This window comes from Rhizobium azibense (assembly GCF_004342325.1).
Classification (GTDB): Bacteria; Pseudomonadota; Alphaproteobacteria; order Rhizobiales; family Rhizobiaceae; genus Rhizobium; species Rhizobium etli_B.
Window position 1 is genome coordinate 659,105 of sequence record NZ_SMBJ01000002.1, and the last position, 25,780, is coordinate 684,884.

Consider the following 25,780-nt stretch of genomic DNA (forward strand, 5'->3'; position numbering starts at 1 on the left):
GTCACCTGGCCTTCTGATGTTTGATGTAGAAGTACGTGGCGCCCATCGAGATCATCAAAATGACGATTGCGCTCGCCGAGGCACGGGAAAATTCGTAACTCGAAAATGCGAGTTTATAGGTGTAGGTGCTAAGCACCTCGGTCGAGTAGATCGGACCACCCCCCGTCGTCATCCACACGAGGGGAAAGACCTGCATTGTCCAGATGAAGTCCAGCAGGGCGATGCTGATGATGATGGGCATCAGTTGCGGGATCGTGATGTAGCGGAATTTTTGGAACTCGTTAGCGCCATCAATGCCGGCTGCCTCGTAGAGATCCTTGGGTATGCCCTGAAGACCGGCGAGAAGGCTCACCATATAGAGCGGGTATCCCGCCCAGATATTCGCAAAGGTCAAAGCATGCAGCGCGGTTTTCGTCGAAGAGAACCACTCGACCTTGAAGTTGATGATGTGCAACGTCATCAGGATGCTGTTGATGACTCCATTGGGATCCAGGAGCAATCGCCAGATGATGGCGATGATCACCGCCGTGAAGAGCCACGGCAAAATGTAAAGAACCCGCAGGATGCTTCTGATCAAGGGGTCGACACGTTGGCTGTTTAGCAAAAGGGCAAAGGCAAGACCGATCAGAAGATGAAAGATGACGCTCATCACAGTGAAGTAGAGCGTGTGCCCGACCGACTGCCAGAAAACCGGATCTTTGAAGATCGTCACATAGTTCTGCAATCCGACGAAAGCCGTGTCCTTTTTCGTGATCGCGCCGTCCATCAGAGAATAGCGTAAGACGGTGATCATGGGAAACAGCATCAGCAGGCAGAACAGAAACGTCGCCGGAGCAACATAGAAGTAGGCAACAAGCCTCTTTCTCGTTTTGTAAGACAGCATGCCACGCTTGCGCGTTTTCGCTTGCGTCCGGATGATAGTCCCTGTGGCGAGGCTCATGAGATGTGATTTCCGCCTATCGTGAAACGCATCAATTCTTCCTGATGCAGCGGCAGCGCGACAAATGCTATCACGCTGCCGATGATTGCCGGTAAAGACCCTACTTTTCGAACTCGACCAGCCACTGCTTTTGCGTGTTGGCGGCCGCCTCCTTCGCGGTTTGCTGGCCGTCGAACATCTTTTGAACTTCGACGTTCATCTGCCGCATGAGATCTTCGGCTACCGGCAGTCCGACGAATTCGTTGGCCAGCTTCCCGCTTTGGAATATCTTGAAGGCTTCTTCAAACAGCGGGTCCGATTTCGAGAAGTCGGGTTTGGCGTGAATATTGCCCGGGAAGGCATTGGCGACCGATACGAGGCGGCTGTTCACTTCGGGGCTCATCAGATATTCAACGAGCTTCCAGGCCTCCTTCTTGTGCTCGCTTTTGTCGCTGATGCCGATACCCCATGAAGCATAGGGCAACCCGCGTTTGCCGCTATAGCCGTCGACTGCTGGAAGGGCCGAGATGCCAAACTTGAGATCGGGGTTACGCTGGCGGATGAGGTTGATGTGAGCGAGTGAATCGATCATCATGCCCACGCGGCCATTGACGAATTCTTCGACCTTGTCCTGCTCCTTCTTGGCAAAAATACCAGGCGCGATGACGCCGGCGTCCTGCAGCGACTTGATATATTCAAGTGTCCCGACCACGGAGGGGTTTTCCAGATCGGGCCTGCCATCCTTCAGCATGGACGCTCCGGATGCCCAGACCCAGGACATCACGTCATTCTGGATACCGCCGGGATTTTGCAACGAAAGCGGTAGCACCCACCCGTACTGGTTCTTGTCCGCATTGGTCATCTTTTTCGCAGCATCGGCGAATTCTGTCCGGTTGGCCGGCGTCTTGCCGATGCCGGCAGCCTTTGCCAGATCGAGGTTGACGAAAACCGGATAGACGAACGAAGCAAGCGGGAACATGACGCTTTGGCCGTTGACCTTGATAATGTCGGCGATCTGGCTTTGATCATACTTGGCATCAGCCATCAGGCTGTCCATCGAAGCGATTGCGCCCTGCTTTGCCAAGCCGTTGACCCAGGCTCCGTCGAGGCCAACGACATCGCTGAGCGTCCCCGACGCGGCACCGACAACGATCTGATCATGGGTGGCGGAATACGGGCCGCTGACGAGCGTCACTTTGATGCCGGGGTTTGCCGCTTCGAAATCGTCCATGATGCTTCGCAAAGCACCGGCGGGCATTTCGGGCTCCCACCATTGAATGAACTCAAGATTGGTCTGAGCAAAGGCGCAGGTGGCCCATAGTGTCCAGACCGCCACAGCCGACTGGGCCGCCATGATATATCGTCTGACGTTCATGTTTCCCTCCCATTGAAACGATTTTGCTCGATCCTCCCGATCGAGATCAAAGTAGGGTCCTTTCGGGGTCTAGCTGTCAATGAAGAACTGTCATCGGCAAAGGTCGGCAGCCCGCAGGGAACAACAAAAAGCCCATAACCCGTTGAACGACCTTAGCTTTAGCGAGGGACCCCGAGACATTTTTTTTCGAACCAGCACATTGCTCGTGTCGCATTTTTTCTTTACTTTCGTAAACAAATGAAAGGCACCGCGCCCAAAGGAAAACAAATGAAAGGCTCGTTGATCGACGAAAAACGGGTTATGGCGGCCTCCTCCGCGCCGGTCGACATCGCAACTGAAAAAGGCTTCGACCACTTGGTCGCCGGTTGAAGCGCTCGGGTACCGAACAGCACAGACGGATCCGGACCTGCGGCTGCATCCAAGACGGCGTGCGTCCCTGGGCCGGTCTATGCACGCCAAGTGGCGTGGCGGAACGAGGAGCTTTGCGGTGAGAAGAAGCATGCTGTCTTGCGGCTGCCCACTGAGGCTCCGCTATCGCCGATCATGCTAGATTGCCAAATGCGTTTGTGGGTCGAAGAAGTGTAACTTGGCCGCATCGATGGCCAGATTTATCATCGCGCCCGGCCGCACCGAGCTGATGGCTTCGAATTTCGCTACGGCGTTTGCCGCACCGCTCAAATCCTCGACCGCATCGGGGTCGCCGGAGTCGATACGCACCGCTTCGATATTCAAATGAACGATCAGTTCCGAACCCAATTCCTCGATCGATCTTACGGCGGCTGGGATCGTCTCGTAGCGTGATCCAGATTCCAGACTGCTGTCGTAAAGGTCTTCTGGACGGATGCCGAAGATGATCGTCTTGCCGTTAAACCTCGTCAGAGCGGGAGAGCGCGCAAATGCGGTCGTCGATACCGGTATCGAAAAGGCGGGCAGATTGATCCTGCCGTCCTGCAGGCGGCCCTCGAACAGGTTCATGGACGGTGAGCCGATGAAACCCGCGACGAAGGCATTGACCGGGCGATTATACAATGCCTTGGGCGTGTCGACCTGCTGAAGGACGCCGCCCTTCAAGACCGCAACCCGGTCCCCCATGGTCAAGGCTTCCGTCTGATCGTGCGTTACATAGATCGTCGTCACACCCAACTGTCTTTGCAGGCTGACGATTTCGGCCCGCATTTGCACGCGCAGCTTGGCATCAAGGTTTGAAAGGGGCTCGTCCATGAGAAAGGCGGCCGGTTCGCGCACCATTGCGCGTCCCATGGCGACCCGCTGGCGTTGGCCGCCAGACAGCGCCGCCGGCTTGCTGTCGAGCAGGGTATGCAACTGAAGCGTCTTTGCAATTTCATGGACCCGCTTCGTGCGCTCGTCCTTGCTTTTGCCAGCAAGCTTCATCGAAAAAGCGATGTTGTCGAACACTGTCATATGCGGATACAGGGCATAGTTCTGGAAGACCATCGCGATATCCCGGTCCTTCGGCGCGAGATCCTCGACATTTTCCCCACCGATGCTCAGGGTTCCGCTGCTGATCTCCTCCAGTCCCGCGATCATGCGCAACGCAGTCGATTTTCCGCATCCCGAAGGACCGACGAGGATGAGGAACTCGCCATCATTTATCGTCAGGCTAAGATCCTTGATTGCGTGGAATTTCGTTCCGAATGTCTTGCAGATCCTGTCCAGTACAACAACAGCCACGGCACTTCCTCCCTACTATCATCGCCATCCGATCTTTCGGACAATCCTCCCGCGGCGACCGCAGATCGAAGCGAGCCGTCATCTGCACAAGCGCTCTTCCGATTGAAGGGCACCGGTGCAATGAACTCTCAGCCTGGAGGCGCAATCGGTCTGGGCACGGGCGCATCATCCTTGGCCAGCCACGCGAGACAGGCGCTTTGATCTGGCAGCGCCATACGGCCACCTGGGCCGGTCACGGCGATCGCCGCTGCGGCAGTTGCGTAAAGCGCGCAGGCGACAGGCTGCTTTTTCTGTGTAAGGGCAAAGGCATAGGCGCCGTGAAAACAATCTCCGGCGCCGGTCGTGTCGACCGCTTTGACCTCATAGGCCGGGACATGCCATAAAACACCATCTCCCGTCTGCCTGATATAGGATCCCCGTTCGCCGTCGGTCAGAACGACTGCGGTCCGGTCATCAGACCACAGCTTGTGCAGGATCAATGTTGGATCGGTTGCGCAGGAATAAGTCTGCGCAAATTTCAATGGCAATACCAGGTGATTGGCTAAGCTCATCAATCGTCCGGTTGCAGGCCCGATCGCCCATTCAATGTCTGCCACCACCGCCAAGCCCAGCTTACGGGCGCGGGCAACAACCATTTCGGCGTGGACGGCATAGCCGTCGACCAACAGCACCTGGGCTTGTCCAAGCGTCTCATCGGTCACAGCCTCGGAGGTTCCGTGCGGTACATCATCGTCATAGGCAATGAACCTGTCGCCGTCAGATCCGACGGTGATTACCGAACGTATGGGCGTGGCATCTGGGCGACGCGGCGCAAAGGATATATCGACTCCGTGCCGCTCGAGCTCGCGGGCGCTGACATCGGCGAGAGGCTGATCACTTAACCAGCCGACGAAACCAGCCCGCCCTCCCAGTTTTGCGACTGCAACGAGGGCGGTCGCGACATTGCCGCCGTGGTCCTGAGTTCGATTTGTCACCTTCCCTTTGCCGGCACTCAGCGGTCCGTCGACATAGATGATATCGTCGATCGCCAGGGCCCCAAAGCCCAGAACCTGAAGGTTGCGTGTCACCTGTGTCAACCGCCCGCGGCCGCGAGCGCCTCTTGCGGCTCCATACCACCGTGAATGACCAGCTTGAAGGCGCGTGCAGCCATCGTCGTGTCGCCGTGCCCCCACAGGTTTCGCCCCACCACGGCACCCTTTGCCCCCGCGCGCAAGGCATCGGAGGTCTGTGTCAGGGCCGCCAGCAGATTATCCGCCCTCGGACCGCCCGCGATAACGATGGGAACCGGACACGTGGCAACAGTCTCTTGGAATGAAGCGAAGTCCCCGGTATATCCGACCTTGATCACGTCGACCCCGGTCTCAAACCCGATCCGCACGGCATAGGCGATTTCATCGGGGGTGAATACGATCTTGCCGCCGTTTGAATAATCGCGCGGATAGACATGCGCAACGACCGGCATTTCAAAGCGAGCAGCGGCGTTGACGGTATCGGTAAGCCAGCGAATGTATTCGCCTTCGGTATTGCCGCGCACCGGAATGGCCACGGCCAGAGCATCCGCACCATAGCGTACCGCATCCTCAGGGGACGCGATCAACTGACGGATTCGATCGTCCGGCGTAAAGCAGCCGGCTTGAATAACCAGCGCCGCCTTGCCGGCATAGCCTGCCCACAAGTGACGCGCAGCTCCAGGCTGAATGCTGACATAGTCCGGCTCTCCGGCCATTACCCGCTTCAGGGCGCCCGGCAGATCCGCCAGACCACCCTCGCGGACGTTGCCATAGCCAACGAAGTGGTCGACGGCGCCACCGAATAAATGCCCTGACGGATGAGAAAACAGCCGTGACAGGCGAATCTTGGTTCCAAGGCCCATAGCAATGCCGTCCTTTATAGGTTCGATCTCGCGGGAGACCCTAACTCGAAAATAAACGAATACTCAATATTTCGATTTCTTTCGTTTTAATTTAAGTTTACGACTGCGAAGCTGACAAAGGCTGACATAGGCTTTTCTCTCGCCCTTTGAATAATATGGACGATGCCGTACTTTCGATTTTCGAAAGATCGGCAAGGCACAAGGCACCCTATTCGCAAGCCAATTCGAGGCTCTCACATGCTTGCAGAACAACGGCGACATCAGATTATTCTGGAACTTCAGCGGACCGGCCAAGCGCGCACCAGCCAGCTGGCGGAAAACTTCGGCGTCTCCGAAGTAACCATCCGATCCGACCTGGAAATTCTGGATGCCAAGAAGCAGCTCATCAAGACACATGGCGGTGCGATAGCTTTGCCGGCCAGTTCGCCCGCGGCTGCCTTTGAAGAACGTATGAACCGCAATTTCGATGCCAAACGACGCATCGCTCAGATGGCGGCACGCCAGATCATCGACAACCAATCCGTTGTCTTTGACAGCGGCTCGACTCTGCTGCAGGTCGCCATGCAAATGCCACCGGTCAACAATGTCGTGGTGGCCACAACCGCCATGAATATCGCGCAGCATCTGATGTATCGGCCAGGCTTGGACGTGCACATGATAGGCGGTCGGGTCTTTCCCAGCACTGTCAGCACGATTGTCTCGGATTCCGACAAGGCCGTGGGCGGTCTTGTTGCTCACCAGGCGTTCCTCGGCGCACATGCAATCGATCACTCGTTCGATGTCGTCGATGTCTCCGAAGACATCGCACGGACCAAACGCAATCTGGTCCGTATGGCGAGGCGCGTGATCCTGGTGGCGGATTCCAGCAAGTGGGATATTGGCGCATCCTCGAAGGCATTCTCGCTTTCGCGGGTCGATTTGATCATCACCGATACGGGCATGCCGCAGGGGATTCGCAGTCGTTTGGACAAACTAGGGGTCGAAGTTCGCTATGTATAGAGGGAGCGGCTACTGCTGCCGATTGTACTTTTTGTAACAAAAAAATTTTGCGCATGCGATCTTGTCAGGCTACAAACGCAGTTTGAAAAACATCACACTGACTGCCTTTGCGACATCAACGGACGCAGACGTTTCTTGGCGCAGAGAAACCAGAATTGCCAAGGGATAAGATGACGATCAAAACCATGGACGATTTCGCACGGTCCTGCGGCGTTTCTCGTCCAACGCTTTCGAGGTATTTCGATCGCCCGAGCAGCGTAAAGCCGGCGACGCGCAAACGCATCGAGGACGCGCTGTCGGCGTCCGACTACCGCCCCAATCTCTATGCCCGCAACCTCAACCGCAAGAGGACGCGCAACATTGGCATTCTCGTGCCCGTCATAACGGATCCATTCTATGCCGAAATGGTCAACCGTCTGGAATTACTCGTCCGTGGCGAAGGTTACTGGCCAATCGTAATCTCGTCCCACGGCCTTGCGGATCTTGAAGCCGAGGCTGTGAACACCCTAATGTCATTGAAGGCCGCTGGCGCGATCGTCGCACCTTTGGGTCTCGCTTCCGATCCTGGCATCTTCGAAAAACTTCGCGAGAACATTCCCATTGTCTACTTCGATACGTTCATCGAAGGAAACACGCCGTTCGTTGGCAACAACAACGTCCAGAGCGTTGCGACCATTGTCGACTATCTCTGTCGATCGGGCGAGCCGCCTGCTTATTTCGACATTCCCCATGTCAATCACAATTCCGGGGAGCGGCTGGCAAGCTATATCGCCACGATGGAGTCGCTCGGATTTTCACCGGTGGTGTTTGGCAACACTGAGAGTTACGGCTGGAATTTCGAACATATGGGTTATGAGCAGACCGATGCGATGATCACGGCCGGTACGCTTCCGGGCAGGACAATTCTTTGCGCGAACGATCGCCTCGCCTTCGGCGCGATGGCAGCCGCCCATTCGCGCGGCCTGCGCGTCGGCCGCAGGAGCGACAGTGATCTCCGCATCGCCGCCCATGACGATCACCCCCTCAGCCGCTACACTTGCCCGCCATTGACGACAATGGCACAGGACTTCACGGCCATGGCGCGCAGCAGCGTCGAGGCGCTGCGTTCAATCCTGGACGAACACGATGATTCTGAAGGGGCCACTGCACGAAAAATCATACTCGACGGGACATTGATGATGCGTCAGTCGGCGTGATCGACAAGGCTGCGCCATCCCGATACGGCCTCTTCCACCGCCCGCCGCGCCGCCGAAATGTGCCGTCCCATGGAAACGAAGCCATGAATCTGATCGTCCCAACGCCGCAAGATTAAAGGGATACCGGCCTCGGCAAGCCGGCGGGCATAGGCCTCCCCTTCGTCTGCGAGAATATCGTGGCCAGCAATCGCCATGAAGGCCGGCGGCACACCCGCGACAGTCTCGACGACAAGGGGAGAGACGCGCCAATCGCCGATGTCAGTGGCATCGCGGACGTAATGATCCCGGAACCAATGCATCGTCGAGGCGGTCAGACCGTATCCTTCCGAAAACCTGACATAGCTGTCGGCTGTCTGCCTTGCGTCAGTGTTGGGATAGAACAGAAGTTGCGCCGAGATCTTCCGAGCAGCGCCATCTCGCGACAAAAGTGATAAGACAGCGGCCAGATTGCCGCCGGCACTATCGCCGGCGACCGCGATCCGATCTGGATCGATACCAAGCCAACTTGCCTGCTCCACCACATGGGCAAGGGTCGATACGCAGTCCTCCAAGCCAGCCGGAAACTTGTGCTCGGGTGCCAACCGATAGTCGGGGCAAAATACAATACAGGCACCGATATTTGCAAACCACCGGCAGATCTCGTCATGGGATTCAAGCGTGCCCACAACCCAGCCGCCGCCGTGAAGGTAGACAAGGGCCGGCGCATTGGCGATCGGAGCGCCCCGGCCGCGATAGATCCGGAGCGGGATCGGGCCGCCCGCCCCAGGTATCGTCCCGTTCTCGATGGCGGCAACTGCTTCGCGATCGCCCTGCAATATCGGGCAACCGGCGTCATAGGCAGCGCGCGCCTCGTTCGCGGTCCCGAGTTCAAATGGCAACTGGTTGGCAGCGCGAGCGAGTGCCAGGACATGTGCAGCGCCGGGATCCACTTGATGTTCCATCCATTTCCCTCAAGCAAGCAGGCTACGCGCCTCATCTTCGCCGAGCAACGGTGGTCGCGCAACTGTGCCTGCAACCGCAGCCGCGCTGCGGCTCTCGCTGGACGCCAGGGTCGCTTCCATGATCTCGAGAACATGGAGCGCTAGGTCGCCGGAGGCGCGCGGCGCCGTGCCCTTGCCAAGCGCGCCGACGAGATCGGCAACGCCCAGCATGCGGTAATTGGCGCGGTCGGGAGCGTTAAAGGGCCAGTTTGAGGCGCCATACGGGTCGCCCTCGCTTTCGAAATCCTTCCATACCGCACCTCGCTCGGAGAGCGAAACTCTTCCGCCAAAGGTATCAGGATCGGGCAAGCGCAACGAAGCTTCGGTGCCGTGCAATTCGATCGGATGATTGGAGTGGCGAAAGACATCCCACGACGCACCGAAATTCACCGTCGCACCCGACTGAAACTCAAGAAGCGAGAGCACGTTGGTCGGCGTCGCGACCTTGAAGCTGGTGTTCTTGAAGGGGCCGTCAGCGGTGATCAGCCGCTCTTCTTGGCCTTTCGTCGCCATCGCCATGACGCTTTTCACCGGGCCGAGTAGATTGACGAGCATCGTCAGATAATAGGGGCCCATGTCAAAGAGCGGGCCGCCACCGGGCTGATAATAGAATTGCGGATTGGGGTGCCAATGCTCCATGCCGCGGCCGAACATGAAGGCGGTGCCGCTCACCGGTCGGCCAATCGCCCCTGCATCCATCAGGCTTCGCGCACGCCGGCCGGCGGCGCCGAGGAATGTATCGGGAGCCGAACCCAGCAAAAGACCCCGACTTCTGGCTTCGGTCACAAGCTTACGACCCTCGGCAGCCGACGTCGCAAGCGGCTTTTCGGTGAAGACGTGCTTGCCCGCACTAAGCGCCGACATCGTCACGTCGAAATGGACGGCCGGGATCGTGAGGTTCACGACAAGGTCGATTTCGGGATCGGCCAACAGCGCATCGACCGCCATTGCCCGGATGCCGTATTCCTTCGCCCTCAGCGCCGACATGTCAGATGAGATGTCTGCACATGCCTTCAGTTCGATGCCGGCAAACAGGGCAGCGTTGCGTAGATAGGTCATAGAGATATTGCCGCAGCCGATAACGCCGATGCCGAGCCTGGTTCCCAAATGTGCTTTCATAAATTGGCCTCCCCGCCAATTCAGATACTGCGACCATAATCGATGGGCATCGCTGCCGTGACAGCCGCTATAGAACATTTTATTTCTTGACGCGCGATAATTTTTTATAAAACATGCGGAAATAGAGGGCCAGCAGCGGCAGGCGGCCCGCCGTGCGAGGCAGGGGTTATTGATTGAGACGGGCAAGAACGTCGCTTGGCGAGCCGCGTTCTTCCTCGAGAAGGAGATCGCGAGCAGGTGCGTTTGGAATGAGCATCGTGCAGCAGCGGCAGGTGATCTCATCTGGCATGGTGGAAGGCCACGCACCATCTCGCCCATCATGAATGGCGCCGATCATCCCGGTACAGCAACATATCATCGAAGGTCCGAGACGGGACGATATCAAGGAATAGGGCATGAGTATCAGGGACCTGAAAGTTGGCTGCCAGACGTTCACCTGGGAAATGCTCGGGAAAAACTGGAATGGCGGTCCGGACGATCTGCTGGAAGCCATTGCCCAGGGCGGCTATGCGGGCATCGAGATTACCGACACGATGATCGGCCACTACGCAGACAGTCCCAATGATTTCGCCGAAAGCCTTCAAAAACATGGCCTGACCCTCGTGGCCTTGGCGATCGGCTCGAAAAGCGGCTTCACCGTCAAGGAAGAAATCGAGAGCGATCTTAGGACCACACAGCGCTGGATAGATTTCGCGGCCGTCTTTTCTGGCGCCCTCGTTTCGATCGGCTCGGCGACAGTCGTCTCTGAAGGACCACGCAAGGCGAAATTCGAGATCGCCGCGGAGTTCTACAATCGCGCTGGCGAACTGGGCAAAGCATCGGGCGTGGATATCGCCCTGCATCCCAGCTCGCACCACAACACGCTGCTGTTCGACCGTGGCGATTATGACCGGATCTTCTCGCTCGTCGACGAGAACCTCGTCGGCTGGGTACCGGATACCGGCCATCTCCTGCGCGGCCATGCGGACATGATCGATACGCTGCGGACCTACCAGGACCGCATCCGCTATCTGCATCTGAAAGATGCCGATGCGAACGGCAAATGGGCCATGCTTGGCAATGGGGGCTGCGATACGCCCGCCGTGATCGACATCGTCGCTGCGGCGCCAGGCTTCAATGGCTGGCTGGTACTGGAAGAGGAATCGGACACGGCAGCCGCTGACCCTGCGACTGCCGTCAGGACGAACCGTGAAACGATGCGCCGCTATGGTGCCTGAGGAAGAAGTCATGATCCCCAAGGAAGATCGACGGCTGCGCGTGGGCGTGCTCGGCTGCGGCCCGATCGCACAGTTCGCCCATCTCCAGTCCTGCGCGAAGGCCAGGAATGCCGACCTTTATGCAATTTGTGACGCAGCACCCGACCTGCTTGCGCGCATGGGCGCGACATACGAGCCCCGCAAGATGTATTCCGATTATGACGCAATGCTTGCCGATCCGGAACTCCAAGCCGTCATCATCGCCACATCAGACGCCTATCACGTGCCGATGTCGATCAAAGCGCTCGATGCTGGAAAGCATGTTCTGTGCGAAAAGCCCACAGGTGTGTCGATCGAGGAAGGCCAGGCGCTCGCCGAGGCCGTCAAGCGCTCCGGCAAAGTGCTGCAGGTCGGCCACATGAAGCGATTTGACCCGGCACTGGAGGCTGCACGGGATTTTGTCCGTGACGACATCGGCGAGATTTTCGCGCTGAAAGCCTGGTACTGCGACTCCACCCACCGCTACACAAACACCGACGCGGTCCAGCCACTGCCAATCACCAGCAAGTTCGCCAGGAAACCCGCCGGAAATCCCAAGGCTGACCTGCGCCGGTATTTCATGCTGGCGCACGGTTCGCATCTCGTCGATACCGCGCGTTTTTTGTGTGGCGTGATCGTCGCGGTCCGAGCCCGGCTTCTCGAGCGTGCCGGCGCCTATTGCTGGTTCGTGGAAACCGAATTCGCCAACGGCGCGCTCGGACACCTCGATCTGACGGTCGCGGTCCGCATGGACTGGCATGAAGGCTTCCACCTTTATGGCGAAAATGGCTCAGTGATCGCCAAGACCTTCAATCCCTGGTACCTGAGGGCGAGTGAGGTCGAAATCTTCCACGAGAAGGACGCCACGACGCGCAAGCCGCTGGGAGCCGATGGGCACTTCTTCCGCAGACAGCTGGAAGGGCTAGCCGAGACCGTACTGCACGGCGCGCCGATGCGAGGTGCTAATATCCACGATGGCATCGCCTCCATCCGCGCCATGGTCGCCATCGCCCGCTCGGTAGAAACGGGCCAACGTGTGGAACTTGCAACCGTCACGGGATCGGTCTGATGCAGCTCGGCATCTTTGCAAAGACCTTTCCCGGTACCGATCCTCAGCGAGTGCTTTCGGCCGTGCGTGAAAATGGCTTTGCGACGACGCAGTTCAATCTCGCCTGTGTCGGCCTGCCGTCGATGCCAAATGCCGTTGCGCCGGAAACGATTGCCGCGATCGGTGCGGCATCCAGAAGTACCGGTGTTTCGCTGGCGGCGCTTTCAGGGACCTATAACATGGCTCACCCGGAAAAAACCGTGCGCGATACGGGATTTAAACAGCTTGCGATCGTGATCGAGACGGCAGCGGCCTTGCAGATTCCGCTGGTGACACTCTGCACCGGCAGCCGCAATGCCCAGGATCAATGGATGGGCCATCCGGACAACGCGCTTCCAACTGCCTGGGCCGATATGGCGGCCGAAATGGAAAAGGCGCTGGAACTTGCCGAGCGGCACGACATCTATCTTGGCATCGAGCCGGAACAGGCAAACATCGTCACGTCTGCCGCTGATGCGGTGCGGCTGATCAATGAGATGGGTTCGAAGCGCCTGCGCATCGTGCTCGATCCGGCAAATCTCTTCGAGCGGGCAACGGCGGCCGAAGTGTCCGACATCGTCGAAAGGGCGGTCGATGTCTCGGCTGGTCACATTACGATGGCTCATGCCAAGGATCGCCACGCCGATGGCCGCTTTGCGACAGTGGGTCAGGGTATCGTCAATTTCCCAGCCTTCGTCAACAGTCTGCGCGTGACCGGTTTCGACGGTCCGCTCGTCGCGCACGGTCTTGCGGCAGTGGAAGCACCCGCCGTCGCCAGGTACCTTTCGGATCTGGTCCGATGAAGACGCACATCACCTTCAGACGAGACGACGCCGATCTTTCACTCCACGAGAGCGGGGCAGGCGACGCCTTGGTCTTTCAACACGGGCTCGGAGGCAGCGAGGCGCAGGTCGCCGAGGTTCTCCCTCAGGGCCTCGACTGGCGGCGGATCACGACTGAGTGCCGCGGGCATGGCAGTTCGACGCTCGGCACGCGGCGCCCCTTCTCGATTGCGATGTTTGCAGCCGACATCATCGCCGCTGCAGACGAAAAAGGTATAGGCCGGTTCATCGCCGGCGGCATCTCCATGGGCGCAGCCATCGCGCTGCATCTGGCAAAAACACATCGGGAACGCGTCATGGGCCTCATCCTGGTACGGCCGGCCTGGTCGTTTGCTCGCGCTCCCGACAACCTCGAACCGATCCGCGAAATCGCGGCACTGCTTCGATCCCGTTCGCTTGCCGAAGGCCGGGCGATCTTTGCAAGCTCGCTAACGGCCGAGCGCCTGCGCCTGGAGGCGCCGGACAATCTTGCTTCCCTGCTCGGCTATTTCGAACGCCCGGATGCGTTGGCCTTTGCCGACGTACTGGACGACATCGCTTCGGATGGAACCGGCGTTTCGCAAGAGGATGCGGCAAGCCTCGCTATTCCCGCTCTGGTCCTCGCCAATCGGCAGGATGCCATTCACCCTCTCGCCGTCGCGCAATTGATGGCCGATACGCTTCCAGATGCGCACTTCCTCGAAGTGCCTGCAAAGGCAGCCGCTCGCGAAGCGCATTTCGCCGCAGTGCAAACGGTCATCCGGCAATTCCTCGACACGCAATTCAAACATCGGAGCCTTGCTCATCCATGACGTCGAAATCTCTCTTGGGTGGCGCCATCGCCGCATTGCCCCGGCACAGACTGCTCGGCGAATTTTCGCTCTGGTCCGCAGATCTTGCCAACGTCGAGCGCGACCTTCACCGCATCGAGCCCTATGTCGATCTTCACCATATCGACGTTGCCGACGCGTGTTTCACGCCTGGCTTTCTGTTCTTTCCCGATTTTGTCGCCCGCATTGCCAAGCTGACGGCAAAACCCATTCATGTGCACCTGATGGTCGAAGCCGAGATTGTCGAGGAGCAAACACGCCAGTTCATCGAGGCGGGCGCCGATCTCGTCAGTGTTCATGCCGAGACCGGCGAAGCCGGTTTGCGCGCGATAAAACTTGCAAAGCGGCTCGGGGCAGAAGCCGGCGTCGTTCTGCGGCTGGAAACACCGGTCGCCGAGGCAGAACCGTTCCTCGCCGAGGTCGCCTTCTTCACGCTGCTCGGGACGTCGATCGGCGTCAAGGGACAAAGCCTTTCGGACAAGGCCTGCGGGCGACTGGGCGAAGCGCGGGCGATGATCAGGCGTGCCGGACGCGAAAAGGCAATTGTCCTTGCTGCAGACGGCGGCATTCGCGAACAGACCGTTCCGCTGTTGCGGGCAGCTGGGGCGGAGACGGTCGTGCTCGGATCACTGGCGTTCGGCGACGAGGATCTGCCAGGTCGTATTGCTTGGCTGCATGCTTTGGAAAGCCCGTTCTGATGAGCAGGATTGCGCTTGCATTCGATCTGGGCGGGACGGAGCTGCGCGCCGCACTGGTTGGTGACGGTGGCAATCTGCTGGCGTTCGCCTCCATGCCAACACTTGCCAACGATGGACCGGATGCGGTCATCGAGCAAATCGCGATGCTCGCGCAGAAAACCTGTTCGCAAGTTCCCGACGCCAAGCCGCTTGGTATCGGCATCGGAGCGCCTGGCCCGCTCGATCCGGTCGCGGGCATCCTTACCGCACCACCAACCCTGGCGGGCTGGCGTGAAGTCCCGCTTGCGAGCCGCCTTCAGGACCGCTTGAACCTGCCTGTGCGGCTGGAGAACGATGCGAACGCCGCCGCTCTCGGCGAATGGCATTTCGGGGCCGGCCGCGGCGCGGCCTCACTGGTTTTCGTCACCGTGTCTACCGGCATCGGCGGCGGGGTGATCTCCGACGGCCGCATCGTGCATGGACGCCGAGGGCTCGCAGGCGAAATCGGCCATATGACCATCACGAGCGAGGGCGATCGATGCCTTTGCGGGGCGGTGGGCTGCTTCGAGGCTGTAGCGTCGGGTACTGCGCTTGGCCGGCGTGCCACCGCTTTAACAAAGCCAGGCGACGGCTCGACGCTGCGAAGGCTGTCGCGCGAGGGCGACGTGACGGGCCGACATGTCGTCGAGGCTGCGCGAAGCGGTGACGAAACAGCACTTGGGCTGATTGACAGGGAAGCACGCTGGCTGGGCATCGGCTTCACCAATCTGCTCCATCTCTACTCGCCCGATATCATCGTCATGGGTGGTGGAATTTCCTATGGCTATGATCTGCTTCGCAAACCGATCGAGGCGACCATTCAGGAGCGAGCGATGCCGGCCTATCGCGACGTGCCGGTTGTGCCGGCGCAGCTCGGCGGGCATGCCGGCTTGGTGGGCGCCGCAAGCTTGATCCTTCTCAATTGAAAGATGCCCGCAAACTGCAAGATTTTTCAAGGCTGGATCCCGAGCCCAACGAGGCACGAACCTTCGAAAATGAACAGCATTTTGCAGGGGATTCGAGCACTGCGGGCAGCCTCAGAGCGCAGTGACATGCCCCCTATGACGCGTCTAAACAGTCTCACGCCTCCTTGGCATCCCTGCATTGGTAGCGGTGCAAGGGACGTGTAATCGCCCTGGCCCGTGCCCTAGCGCCCCAACCTTCATATTAAGCTTGACCGAGAGTGGAGAAAAATTGACCAAATGGTCAGTTTTTGATCTCCACCTCAACGGGACCTCTCTCAAGGAAACAAAATTACCTCGCCTTTTCCGCCACTTAAGCATTGGCACAAATTTTGCGTTATTTTAACTGCAATTGCACAAGTCAATCAGGGGAACAACATGACGCAGAAGACTTCCTTGGAAAGCGAGACTTCAGCTTCGGCGACGACCACTCTGTCTCGACGCAACTTTTTGAGAACGACGGCCGCCGGCGCTGCGGCGACTGCGCTCGGCAACTTCACGATCTTTTCGCGCCAGGCACGTGCAGCAGAGCCGCTGCGCGTACTGTGCTGGCCAGGGTATGAAGAGCGCGACGTCATCGGCGAGTTCGAAGATCTCTACAAGACGAAGGTGGAGTTCAAAATCTATATTGGCGGCGAGCAGATGCTGCAGTTCTTTGCCCAGACCCCGCCCGGCACTTTTGACGCCATCATCTCCGACGCCGAATATGTCCAGAAGCTGAAGGCCAGCAAGGCCATCGATGCTTACAAGACCGATGGGTTCGCAGAACTTGCCAACTATCATCCGAAGTTCCGCGATTTTTCCCCGACCAAAGGGGAGGCAGCCGGCACGGTTTACGGCATCCCAACACGCTTCTCCTTCTACGGCATTTCCTACAATACCGACGAGATGTCGGCAGAAGAGGCGACCGACTGGAACACGCTGCTCGATCAGAAATATGCAGGTAAGATTGGCATGTTCGACTGGTATCTGCCAAATCTCGGCAACGCCAGCCTGGCCATCAATCCCGGCAACCAGACCCCTTACACGATCAGCGACGATCAGCTTGCCAAGGTCAAGGAGTTCCTGACCAAGCTACGGCCGCAGATCGGTATGTTCGGCTCTTCCAACCAACCGATCGCGCAGGCAATGCTCGCCGGTGACATCGTCGCCTCCCCGACCGGCGACCTCGACATTGATCTGAAGCTTGCAGGCTACGACAACTTCTCATCGACAATCCCGAAGCAGGGCGGCATCCGCTGGCAGGAAGTGGCCTGCGTGTGCTCGGCCTCGAAGAACAAGGACCTCGCATTGGAATGGGTCAAGTACATGACCTCCCCCAAGGTCCAGTCGAAACTCGTCTATACGAAGGCTTTCAAAGCACGCGGCCCGAACATGAAGATCGTCGACTACTGGGATGACGAGCAAAAGAAACTGCTCTCCTATGTCCCGGACCCGCAGAACCCCGGCAAGATGCTGGTCGAGACGCTGATCGATCGCTCGATGCCGCGTGGTCTGCCGACGAACCAGCCCGAACAGGCCTGGATCGATATCTTCAACGAGTTCAAGACAGCCTGATCCCCTTCGTTCAAGCCAAGCGTCCCGGATATCCCGGGATGCCGCTCCATATCGTCCCGGATGCCCCATGACCCCTCCCCCCGCCGATCTCGAACTTCTGTCGATCACCAAGCGCTTCAGCGATTTCGTTGCAGTGGACTCGGTCAACCTTAAGGTGGGACGCGGGGAATTCGTGGCGATCATGGGTCCTTCCGGCTGCGGCAAGACGACCCTCCTGCGCATTATGGCCGGTCTTGAGACCGCAACGTCCGGCCAGCTCTATGTCCGTGGCAACGATGTCTCGGACGTGCCGGTCAACCTGCGTTCCACCCGGCTCGTATGGCAGAACTACGCGTTGTTTCCGCATCTCGACGTGGCCGCAAATATCGCCTTCGGCCTGACGTTGAAGCCCCATGATAAGGCGGTCGTTGCTGGCAAGGTGAAGGCGATGGCCGAACTCACCGGCCTTTCCGACTTCCTCGGGCGCAAGATCGGCCAGCTTTCCGGCGGCCAGAAGCAACGGGTAGCACTTGCCCGTGCCCTTGTCACCGAACCGGAAATCCTGTTGCTCGACGAGCCGCTGTCGGCTCTCGACGCGCATCTGAGAATCCGCATGCAAGGTGAGCTGCGCCGCATCCAGCAGCAGCTCGGCATGGCCTTCATCTACGTCACCCACAATCAAATTGAGGCCTTCTCCATGGCAGACCGGGTTGTGGTCATGAACAAGGGCCGGATCGAACAGATCGACGGACCTGAGGAAATGTATGCCCGGCCGAAGACGGAATTCGTCGCCCGCTTCGTTGGAACCAACAATCTTTTTTCCGGGCGTATTCAAGCAATCGGTTCGGGAACGGCGCTCGTCCATTGCGCCCATGGCCAAGTGAACGTCGCGATCGATGATCCGCCACCGGTCGGCACCGCGGTCGTCGTGGTGGTGCAGGCCGACAGGCTCTCAAGCACGCCGACCGGCGCGAGCGGCGAAAATCGGCTCGAGGCCACCTTACGCGGGCGTGAATATGGGGGCTCCCACAATGTCTACCTGCTCGACCTGATTGACGGCACCGAGGTCAAGATGATCGTGCAGCAGGTGCTGCCGGTCGAGATCAACCAATCGGTCAGCACGTATTTTGCACCCTCTGATGCCTCACTAATCAGGGGAACGGTATGACGACAGTGCCCGGTGCACCATCCTCGAAATACATGAAGACACCAAATGACAGCCCGTTGAAGGTGTGGTTTCTTGCTCCCCTTGCCATCTGGCTGACCGTTCTCTTTCTTCTGCCGCTGGTGTTTCTTCTGTGGATCGGTTTCTGGCGGGTCGAGAATTTCCAGGCCGTTCCCGATCTCTCGCTCGGAAATTATCAGGAGATTTTCGCGAGCTTCTTCTCCCGCTCCCGCTACGGCCTGGCCCTGGTCCAGTCTCTTTGGGTGGCCGCCACCACGGCCGTTTTCGCCGTCGTCTTCTCCTACGTGGTGGCGCTTGCGATCGCTTTTGCGGTGCCGGCGCGCTGGCAGAGGCTTGCGCTTCTGGTTGCAATCGCGCCCTTCTGGTCGAGCTATGTGCTGCGCCTTTATTCCTGGCAGACGATCCTGTCGCGCAACGGCGTGATCAACTCGATCCTCAAGCAGGTAGGCCTGTCCGAGTACCGCATCGACATCATCTATACGCAAGTGGCCACCCGCATCGGGCTCATCCATTACCTGGCGCCGATCCTGATCGTTATTCTCTACGTCAGCATCCTTGCCATCGACCGGGTGCTGATCGAGGCGGCACGGGAACTGGGCGCCACCCGCTGGCAGGCCTTTACCCGCGTCATTCTACCCTTGTCACGATTCGGGCTGATGACCGCCGCAAGCTTTGCCGTTATCGTCTCGCTCGGCGACGCGCTTTCCGGCAATCTGCTCGGCGGTGGTGCCGGTGCCTCCATCATCGGCAAGCTGCCGACCTATGCTGGCATGATCATGTCGGACTATTCGAGCTCTACGAATCTGCCTCGCACTTCGGCGCTCGCAACCATTCTGATCGCCGTCATGGTGCTGACGCTGGCCGTCGGCTTCGTTCTGGCTGACAAGGCACGGCGGAGGATCGGCTGATGCGCGCCAATCCCTGGATCCTGCTCGGCCGGCTGTGGCTCGGCCTTGCCTATGCCTTCATGTTCCTGCCGCTTGTTGTACTCGTGCTCTTCTCGTTCCAGAAGAACCGCTTTCCCGGCTTCCCGCTGCAGGGATGGACGCTGCAATGGTACGACAAGCTGTTCACCGATGGCACGCTGATCAAGGCGCTGGGCAACACGTTGATCGTCTCGCCCGCCGCAGCCTCGGTTGCAACTGTGATCGCCTTCCTCGCGGCCTATGCCTTCAATCGTTTCACCTTTCGCGGAAAAACGACGTTTCTAGCCATGGTGACGCTGCCGATCCTCATCCCGCCACTCATTCTCGGCGTCGGCTTTCTCGGGCTTCTTGCGCGTTTGCACCTTTCGGGCACGCTGTTTGCCGTTTTTTTGACCCATGTCGTGTTGATCGTCGCGCCGGCGCTCGCCATTATCCAGCTGCGGCTGTCGCAAATGCCGGCCTCCCTGGAGGAAGCCGCCTGGGACCTCGGCGCAACCCAATGGCAAGCGGTCACCCGTATCGTGCTGCCCTTTGCCCTGCCCGGAATTCTTGGCGCCTGGCTGCTCGCCTTCACCTTCTCCTTCGATGAGTTCATCATCGCCTGGTTCGTCTCGGGCTTCCAGCCGACCCTGCCGGTCGCGATATATTCGGTGCTCGTCGCCGCGATCGATCCGTCGCTGAATGCCATCGGCACCATCGTCTTCGCCATCTCCTGTCTCGTGCTCGTCGGCCTGGAGCTGGTGCTGCTACCGCTTTTGATCGGCAAGTCCGAAAGCCGATCATAACCCAACTCAAACCCGAGTGACCCATGAGCCTGTTCTTCCGAAATGCCACCATTTTGTCCATGGACAAGGTTCATGGGGTAACTCCGTTTTCCGGCGACCTGCTCGTCGAAGGCGACCGCATCGTGGCGATCGGGGCGAACCTTCCCGTGCCAGCGGGGGCGCGCGTCATCGATGCTGGCCGCAAGCTGTTGATGCCGGGCCTCGTCAACGCACACCTGCATTCCTGCGAGACCTTCTTCAAGGGCCGCTACCACGGCATGCCGCTCGAGGTCTGGATGCTCTATTCCTACCCGATCCTAATGAAGGAACCGATCTCCGAGCGGCTGCTCTACCTGCGCAGCCTGCTGACGGCAATGGAATCCCTGAAGGCTGGCGTCACGACGCTGGTCGACGACTTCTTCGATCCACCCGGCTTCGATTTGAACCGCCTGAAGCTCGTTTTCGACGCATACGACCACGCCGGCATCCGTGCCAATGTCTCCCATTGCGTAATCGACAAGCATGTCTTCGACACCATGCCCTATCTGCGCGAACTGATGCCGCAGGACCTGCAGGACGAGGTGGAAGGTCCCTCGATCACCCCGGACGAATATATAGCCTACTGCCAAGCGGTCTTCGCAACCCAGCATGGCCGCGCCGGCCGGCTCGGCTTCATGATCTCTGCCTCTGCGCCGCAGCGGTGCTCCACCGAGATGATGCAGGCCGGCATGGGCATGGCACAGGCGAAAGGCGTGGCATATCACACCCATGTTCTGGAAACGAAAACGCAGGCGGTCACCGGGCCAAAGTTCTACGGACGGAGTCTGATCCGCTACATGCACGAAATCGGCATTCTCACGCCCAATACCACGATCGCCCATTCGATCTGGGTGAGTGAGGACGACATTGCGCTGATGGGTGAGGCAGGCTGTTCCGTTGCCCACAATGCCATTTCCAACCTGAAACTGGGCTCCGGCATCGCGCCCATCCGTCGGCTGCTCGATGCCGGCGTACATGTCGGGCTCGGCACGGACGGGCTTTCCAGCAACGACACGGCCCGCATCTTCGACGTGATGCGCTTGGCCGCCCTGCTGCACGAAATCGCCACACCCGATACCGAGCGCTGGATGACGGCGGCCGAAGTGCTGCGCTCGGCCACGATAGAGGGCGCCCGCACGGCAATGCTCGGCCAGGTCACAGGCTCGCTCGAGGTTGGCAAACGCGCCGACCTCTTGATGATTGATCTTTCCGGCTATGATTACATGCCGTTGAACCGGCTCGATCATCACCTCGTCTATTGCGAAAACGGTTCCAGCATCCGCATGGTGATCGCCAATGGCGAGGTCGTCGTCGAGGACGGCAAGCTGTTGACAATCGACGAGGCGGAGATCTTCGCCGAACTTGGCGAGCTCTTACCTGCCTATCTTGCCGAGCACGCCTATCTCGAAAATCTAAACGCCCGTTTCGAGCCATATATCCGAGAGATGTACCGACGGGCGACCGTCCAGAATATCGGCATCAACCGCTACCAGGGCGACATGCCGCTCTGGCCCGGCCCCGACCGGCGGGCAGGCTGATCGATGTCGCTCTTCCTGCCGGCCCAGGTCATTCGCGCCAAGCGCAATGGCGAGCGATTGTCCGATGGCGAGATCAGCCGCTTCGTCGAGGGCATCACCAAGCGCGAGGTCTCCGAAGCGCAGATCGCTGCCTTCACCATGGCGGCCTTTCTCAACGGCATGACGCCGCAGGAGACGGCCGCGCTGACACTTGCCATGCGCGATTCAGGTAAGGTCATCGACTGGTCAGGCTCCGGCATTGCGCACCGAACGATCATCGACAAGCATTCGACCGGTGGCACCGGCGACGAGAAGGTAAGTCTCATCCTTGCGCCACTTGTCGCAGCTTGCGGCGTCCATGTGCCGATGATCTCGGCCCGCGGGCTTGGCCATACCGGCGGCGAGGTGGACCTGATGGAGGCGATCCCCGGCTGTGATATCGCTCCGCCGGCGGACCGGTTCGTTTGCGCGATGGCAACGGCGGGCTCTGCGATCATCGGGCCGACGCGGGAGCTTGCTCCGGCCGACGCTGCGATCTATTCCGTGCGGGATGTGACAGCAACGGTAGAATCGATTCCACTGATCACCTCGTCGATCCTGTCCAAGAAGCTCGCATCCGGCGTTTCAGGCCTGGTAATGAGCGTCAATTACGGATCCGGTGCTTTCATGCCCACCTTTGACGATGCCAGGGCGCTGGCAGAAAGCCTGATTTCGGTCGCCGAAATCGTGTCGTTGCCGATCGTTACTCTGCTGATCGACATGGACGAGGTAATGGGGGATGCGATTGGCAGCCGGCTCCAGGTGCGAGAAGCCATCGACTTCCTGGGCGGGCAAAAGCAGGAGGGCCGCCTGCGGCGTCTCGTCATCGCTCTATCAGCCGAGATCCTGTTGATGGCCGGGCTGGCGACGTCTACAGAGGAAGCCGAAACGCTGCTCGAGGCCCGTCTCGCCGACGGTTCCGCACTCGATCGTTTCAGCCGGATGGTCGCCGCGCTCGGCGGCCCCACCGATCTGATCGAAAACCTGGATGAATATTTCCCGACTGCGCCCGTCGTCGCACCGGTGCCGTCCAGTGCTGACGGTCATGTGCACGGGATCGACGCCTATTCGATGGGGCTCGCTATGGTCGGCCTCGGTGCCGGGCGGAAGATCGCCAGTGACTCAATCGATCACGATGTCGGACTTACCGGGATGGTTCATGTCGGTGACCTGACCAAGGCGGGCGATCCGCTGTGCGTGCTTCACTGCCGTTCGCAAGCCGATTTCGACACGGCAGCGCAGGCAATCCGCGCCGCCGTCCTTGTTGAACCCGCTCAGCCGGAGCGCCGGCGCGTCGTCACCGGGCGCCTTTCCACACTCAATCAGAAGAGCTGAAAGATCATGGCTTTTGCCCAGGACCACGCGATCACCGACATCTGCATTCTCGTCAAGGACGTTGAGCGCAGCATCGACTTCTATGTCGAGAAGCTCGGCTTCAAGATCAACCGGCGAGCCGAAGGCTTTGCCGAATTCCACGGCGCAGGACTGACGCTCGCCTGCTGGGAAATAGACCATTTGAGTAAGCACACTGGTGTTTCCAATGGCAAGGCAGCCGGCCATCACAAGGCATGTATTGCCGTGCGCGTGCCTTCGCCATCGGCTGTCGACGACGCCTATGGCGAACTTAAGCAGAAAGGCGTCTGCTTCTACGGAGAGCCGACCGACTATGTCTGGAACGCACGCGGGGCATATTTCAGCGGCCCCGACGACGAACTCTGGGAAATCTATGCGTGGAAGGAAGGCGGCTCTGCCGGAGATTTTTGAGCCACTTCGGCTCACTTCAGCTGGAGCGCGCCTCGACTGGCGCGTAACGCCAGGGCTCCACGGTCGAAGGCCGGCCTTCCAGGGAAAGCATCGCCATGCGCGGCGCCGTTTCCGCGATCACCTTGCCGCGGCGGACGACGGAGAGCCGGTTCGCCTTCAGCCGGATGGCTTCAATCGTATCGCGCGCCTCCAGAAGGACGAAATCGGCGTTGCAGCCAGGTGCCAGGCCGTAACCACCAAGACCGAACACCCTCGCCGGATTCTCCGTTATCGCCCGGAAGCAAGATTTCACGGCGTCGCGGCTCGTCATGTGGCCGGTATGGACCGCCATATGGGCCACTTCCAGCATGTCCGCACTGCCGAACGAATACCAGGGATCCATGCAGGAATCCTGGCCGAAGGCAACGTTGACGCCAAGCGCCATCAGTTCCGGTACGCGCATCATCCCTCGCCGCTTCGGATAGACGTCGTGTCGTCCCTGCAGGACAATATTGGCGAGTGGGTTCGGGACGCAGTGGATTTCCGCCTCGGCAATCAGCGCCAGCAGCTTGGAGGCGTAATAGTTGTCCATGGAATGCATGGACGTCAGATGCGACCCGGCAACGCGCCCCTGCAGCCCGAGGCGCTGGGTCTCGAAGGCAAGGGTCTCGATGTGACGGGACAGCGGGTCATCGGTCTCGTCGCAATGCAGGTCGACCATCAGCCCGCGCTCAGCTGCGATTTCGCAAAGTGCTCTCACCGAAAGCCGGCCGTCTTCCATCGTGCGTTCGAAATGCGGAATGCCGCCAACGACCTCAACACCCATGTCCAGGGCTCGAACGAGATTGCCAGCGGCCGTCGGCGATCGGTAAAAGCCATCCTGGGGGAAAGCCACGAGCTGCAGGTCGAGATAGTCCCTCACCAGATCCCGCACCTCCAGCAGCGCCTCGACACCGACCAGGCGGTCGTCGCAGACATCCACATGGGAACGCACGGCAAGCAGACCCTGGGCGACGGCGAGATCACAGTAGCGAAGTGCGCGCTCGATGATGGCCTGTTTGTCGAGCAGCGGCTTCAGTTCGCCCCAAAGCTGGATTCCTTCCAGCAAGGTTCCCGACTGGTTGAGCCTTGGAGTACCGAGTGACAACGTGGCATCCATGTGGAAATGGATATCGATGAAGGGCGGCGTGACCAGCCTTCCGCCTGCGTCGATGACACGTCCGGCCTGCCCGGTGATATCGCTTTCGACGGCAACGATCTTGCCGCCGGTAACGGCAATGTCCATGCCGATGCGATCATCGGGAAGATTGGCATTCTTGATGAGGAGGTCAAAGGGCATGGCTCGGCTCCGTACGTTTCATCGATGTCACTCCCCTGGGCGCCGAATTCCTTGTCGGAATGGTCGTCTTATGGAAACAGAGTAGACGCTATCTGACCAAGTCGTCAATTTAGCCTCATGATTCTGCTTACTGAAAAGCGAAAAACAGTGCTGTTGCCATGACAGTCGCAAGTTTATATTGCACGACAAGAGCAGAGCTGATGCCGAGCGAAAGATGACGATGCCCCGAACCTCACCAAGAATTGACGAGAAGATCCGCGCCCGCAATATCCGGCTTATTCTGGACGTGGCTACGGACGTATTCTCTCGCAAGGGATTCGATGGGACACGCATCGCCGAGATTGCCGAACTCGCCGAACTGCCAAAGGCCAACATCTACTATTATTTCTCCTCCAAGGAGGAAATCTACTCAGCGATCATGATGCGCCTGATCGCCGGTTGGGACGAGGCCCTGACCAATATCCGCGCCGATCGCGAACCGGCCGATGCGCTGCGGGACTATATAAGGGCAAAGCTCGACTATACCCGCAAGAACCCCAGGGAGTCGCGGCTTTTTGCGAGTGAAATCATTCAGGGCGCACGTTTCCTGAGCCCGAAGGATCGCGCCCACATGCGCATGGCGACGGAGAAGCATGCTGCCGTCATCAGCCAATGGATACGTGAAGGTCGCATGGCGGCGATCAATCCGCGGCACCTGTTCATCATGCTTTGGGCAACCACACAGTTCTATAGCGATTTCCAGCCTCTTGCCTGCGACGCACTTGGTACCAAGACGATCAGGCCCGTCGATTACGACGCGGCGGCTGACACGATCGTGCGGACGGTACTGGCAGGGGTAATTCCTTCTTCGCCAGCAATTCCCTAGACAATCCGCTATCGGGAGGACA

The 25,780-nt window shown here is 59.2% G+C and carries 25 protein-coding genes; 17 read left to right on the forward strand and 8 right to left on the reverse strand.

The genetic code is table 11. The features are described 5' to 3' along the window. Position 1: 1 nt before the first annotated feature. Both EV130_RS07195 and EV130_RS07200 read right to left on the reverse strand, forming a co-directional pair. A complete protein-coding gene (locus EV130_RS07195; protein ID WP_420493410.1) occupies positions 2–883 on the reverse strand; it encodes a carbohydrate ABC transporter permease in 882 nt (293 codons plus the stop codon). Positions 884–1,040: 157 nt separating this feature from the next. Further along, positions 1,041–2,294: an ABC transporter substrate-binding protein gene (locus EV130_RS07200; RefSeq protein WP_074065191.1), complete on the reverse strand. Its 1,254-nt coding sequence runs from the start codon at positions 2,292–2,294 to the stop codon at positions 1,041–1,043. Between the two features lie 237 nt (positions 2,295–2,531). Between EV130_RS07200 and EV130_RS33840 the strand changes: the two genes are divergently transcribed. Next, entirely contained in the window at positions 2,532–2,663 is a 132-nt protein-coding gene (locus EV130_RS33840; protein ID WP_281031836.1) for a hypothetical protein, read from the forward strand. A 177-nt stretch (positions 2,664–2,840) separates the two neighbouring features. Here EV130_RS33840 and EV130_RS07205 read toward each other — a convergent pair whose 3' ends face one another. From EV130_RS07205 to EV130_RS07215, 3 genes are all read right to left on the reverse strand, one after another. Next, entirely contained in the window at positions 2,841–3,986 is a 1,146-nt protein-coding gene (locus tag EV130_RS07205; RefSeq protein WP_132551845.1) for an ABC transporter ATP-binding protein, read from the reverse strand. 128 nt (positions 3,987–4,114) lie between these two features. Next, the gene (locus tag EV130_RS07210; RefSeq protein WP_132551846.1) at positions 4,115–5,053 is read right to left on the reverse strand and encodes a PfkB family carbohydrate kinase; all 939 of its coding nucleotides are present in this window, start codon (positions 5,051–5,053) and stop codon (positions 4,115–4,117) included. 5 nt (positions 5,054–5,058) lie between these two features. Then, a complete protein-coding gene (locus tag EV130_RS07215; RefSeq protein WP_074065193.1) occupies positions 5,059–5,859 on the reverse strand; it encodes a beta/alpha barrel domain-containing protein in 801 nt (266 codons plus the stop codon). A gap of 237 nt (positions 5,860–6,096) precedes the next feature. On the opposite strand from EV130_RS07215, the gene EV130_RS07220 reads away from it, so the two are divergent. Both EV130_RS07220 and EV130_RS07225 read left to right on the forward strand, forming a co-directional pair. After that, positions 6,097–6,858 (forward strand): DeoR/GlpR family DNA-binding transcription regulator, encoded by a 762-nt coding sequence (locus EV130_RS07220; RefSeq protein WP_074065194.1) that lies wholly within the window; start codon positions 6,097–6,099, stop codon positions 6,856–6,858. A 170-nt stretch (positions 6,859–7,028) separates the two neighbouring features. Continuing rightward, entirely contained in the window at positions 7,029–8,054 is a 1,026-nt protein-coding gene (locus EV130_RS07225; RefSeq protein WP_132551848.1) for a LacI family DNA-binding transcriptional regulator, read from the forward strand. Here EV130_RS07225 and EV130_RS07230 read toward each other — a convergent pair. Further along, on the reverse strand, positions 8,042–8,995 hold the full coding sequence (locus EV130_RS07230) for an alpha/beta hydrolase (protein WP_132659768.1): 954 nt from the start codon (positions 8,993–8,995) through the stop codon (positions 8,042–8,044). The two genes, EV130_RS07225 and EV130_RS07230, sit on opposite strands and share 13 nt — an antisense overlap. Positions 8,996–9,004: 9 nt before the next feature. Next, positions 9,005–10,153: a Gfo/Idh/MocA family protein gene (locus EV130_RS07235; protein ID WP_074065197.1), complete on the reverse strand. Its 1,149-nt coding sequence runs from the start codon at positions 10,151–10,153 to the stop codon at positions 9,005–9,007. A 395-nt stretch (positions 10,154–10,548) separates the two neighbouring features. Here EV130_RS07235 and EV130_RS07240 point away from each other — a divergent pair, with 395 nt between their 5' ends. The 13 genes from EV130_RS07240 (at position 10,549) to EV130_RS07300 (ending at position 23,575) form a co-directional block, all read left to right on the forward strand. Beyond that, complete coding sequence (locus EV130_RS07240; RefSeq protein ID WP_132659770.1) at positions 10,549–11,370, forward strand: sugar phosphate isomerase/epimerase family protein; 822 nt, start codon at positions 10,549–10,551, stop codon at positions 11,368–11,370. 10 nt (positions 11,371–11,380) lie between these two features. Beyond that, positions 11,381–12,457, forward strand: a complete 1,077-nt coding sequence (locus EV130_RS07245; RefSeq protein ID WP_132659772.1) for a Gfo/Idh/MocA family protein — start codon at positions 11,381–11,383, stop codon at positions 12,455–12,457. Continuing rightward, the gene (locus EV130_RS07250) at positions 12,457–13,278 is read left to right on the forward strand and encodes a sugar phosphate isomerase/epimerase family protein (protein ID WP_132659774.1); all 822 of its coding nucleotides are present in this window, start codon (positions 12,457–12,459) and stop codon (positions 13,276–13,278) included. Before EV130_RS07245 ends, EV130_RS07250 begins: the two co-directional genes overlap by 1 nt. Next, positions 13,275–14,108 (forward strand): alpha/beta fold hydrolase, encoded by an 834-nt coding sequence (locus tag EV130_RS07255; RefSeq protein WP_132659776.1) that lies wholly within the window; start codon positions 13,275–13,277, stop codon positions 14,106–14,108. Before EV130_RS07250 ends, EV130_RS07255 begins: the two co-directional genes overlap by 4 nt. Continuing rightward, positions 14,105–14,824 carry a ribulose-phosphate 3-epimerase gene (locus EV130_RS07260; protein WP_132659778.1) on the forward strand — a complete coding sequence of 240 codons (720 nt, stop codon included), beginning with the start codon at positions 14,105–14,107 and terminating at the stop codon, positions 14,822–14,824. The genes EV130_RS07255 and EV130_RS07260 overlap by 4 nt, the downstream gene beginning before the upstream one ends. After that, complete coding sequence (locus EV130_RS07265) at positions 14,824–15,768, forward strand: ROK family protein (RefSeq protein WP_074065202.1); 945 nt, start codon at positions 14,824–14,826, stop codon at positions 15,766–15,768. Before EV130_RS07260 ends, EV130_RS07265 begins: the two co-directional genes overlap by 1 nt. Positions 15,769–16,182: 414 nt before the next feature. Then, positions 16,183–17,361, forward strand: coding sequence for an ABC transporter substrate-binding protein (locus tag EV130_RS07270; protein ID WP_074065203.1), 1,179 nt, complete (start codon positions 16,183–16,185; stop codon positions 17,359–17,361). 67 nt (positions 17,362–17,428) lie between these two features. Further along, on the forward strand, positions 17,429–18,508 hold the full coding sequence (locus EV130_RS07275) for an ABC transporter ATP-binding protein (protein ID WP_132659780.1): 1,080 nt from the start codon (positions 17,429–17,431) through the stop codon (positions 18,506–18,508). After that, a complete protein-coding gene (locus EV130_RS07280; RefSeq protein ID WP_132659782.1) occupies positions 18,505–19,434 on the forward strand; it encodes an ABC transporter permease in 930 nt (309 codons plus the stop codon). The genes EV130_RS07275 and EV130_RS07280 overlap by 4 nt, the downstream gene beginning before the upstream one ends. Next, positions 19,434–20,237 carry an ABC transporter permease gene (locus EV130_RS07285; RefSeq protein ID WP_074065206.1) on the forward strand — a complete coding sequence of 268 codons (804 nt, stop codon included), beginning with the start codon at positions 19,434–19,436 and terminating at the stop codon, positions 20,235–20,237. The genes EV130_RS07280 and EV130_RS07285 overlap by 1 nt, the downstream gene beginning before the upstream one ends. Before the next feature lie 23 nt (positions 20,238–20,260). After that, complete coding sequence (locus EV130_RS07290) at positions 20,261–21,793, forward strand: amidohydrolase family protein (RefSeq protein ID WP_132659784.1); 1,533 nt, start codon at positions 20,261–20,263, stop codon at positions 21,791–21,793. A gap of 3 nt (positions 21,794–21,796) precedes the next feature. Further along, a complete protein-coding gene (locus EV130_RS07295) occupies positions 21,797–23,146 on the forward strand; it encodes a thymidine phosphorylase (protein ID WP_132659786.1) in 1,350 nt (449 codons plus the stop codon). 6 nt (positions 23,147–23,152) lie between these two features. Beyond that, complete coding sequence (locus EV130_RS07300; protein WP_074065209.1) at positions 23,153–23,575, forward strand: VOC family protein; 423 nt, start codon at positions 23,153–23,155, stop codon at positions 23,573–23,575. Positions 23,576–23,591: 16 nt separating this feature from the next. Here the strand turns inward: EV130_RS07300 and EV130_RS07305 are convergent, their stop codons facing one another. Then, positions 23,592–24,893, reverse strand: a complete 1,302-nt coding sequence (locus EV130_RS07305) for an amidohydrolase family protein (protein WP_132659788.1) — start codon at positions 24,891–24,893, stop codon at positions 23,592–23,594. 214 nt (positions 24,894–25,107) lie between these two features. Between EV130_RS07305 and EV130_RS07310 the strand changes: the two genes are divergently transcribed. Further along, positions 25,108–25,758 carry a TetR family transcriptional regulator C-terminal domain-containing protein gene (locus EV130_RS07310; RefSeq protein ID WP_245520028.1) on the forward strand — a complete coding sequence of 217 codons (651 nt, stop codon included), beginning with the start codon at positions 25,108–25,110 and terminating at the stop codon, positions 25,756–25,758. The last annotated feature ends 22 nt before the right edge of the window (positions 25,759–25,780 follow it).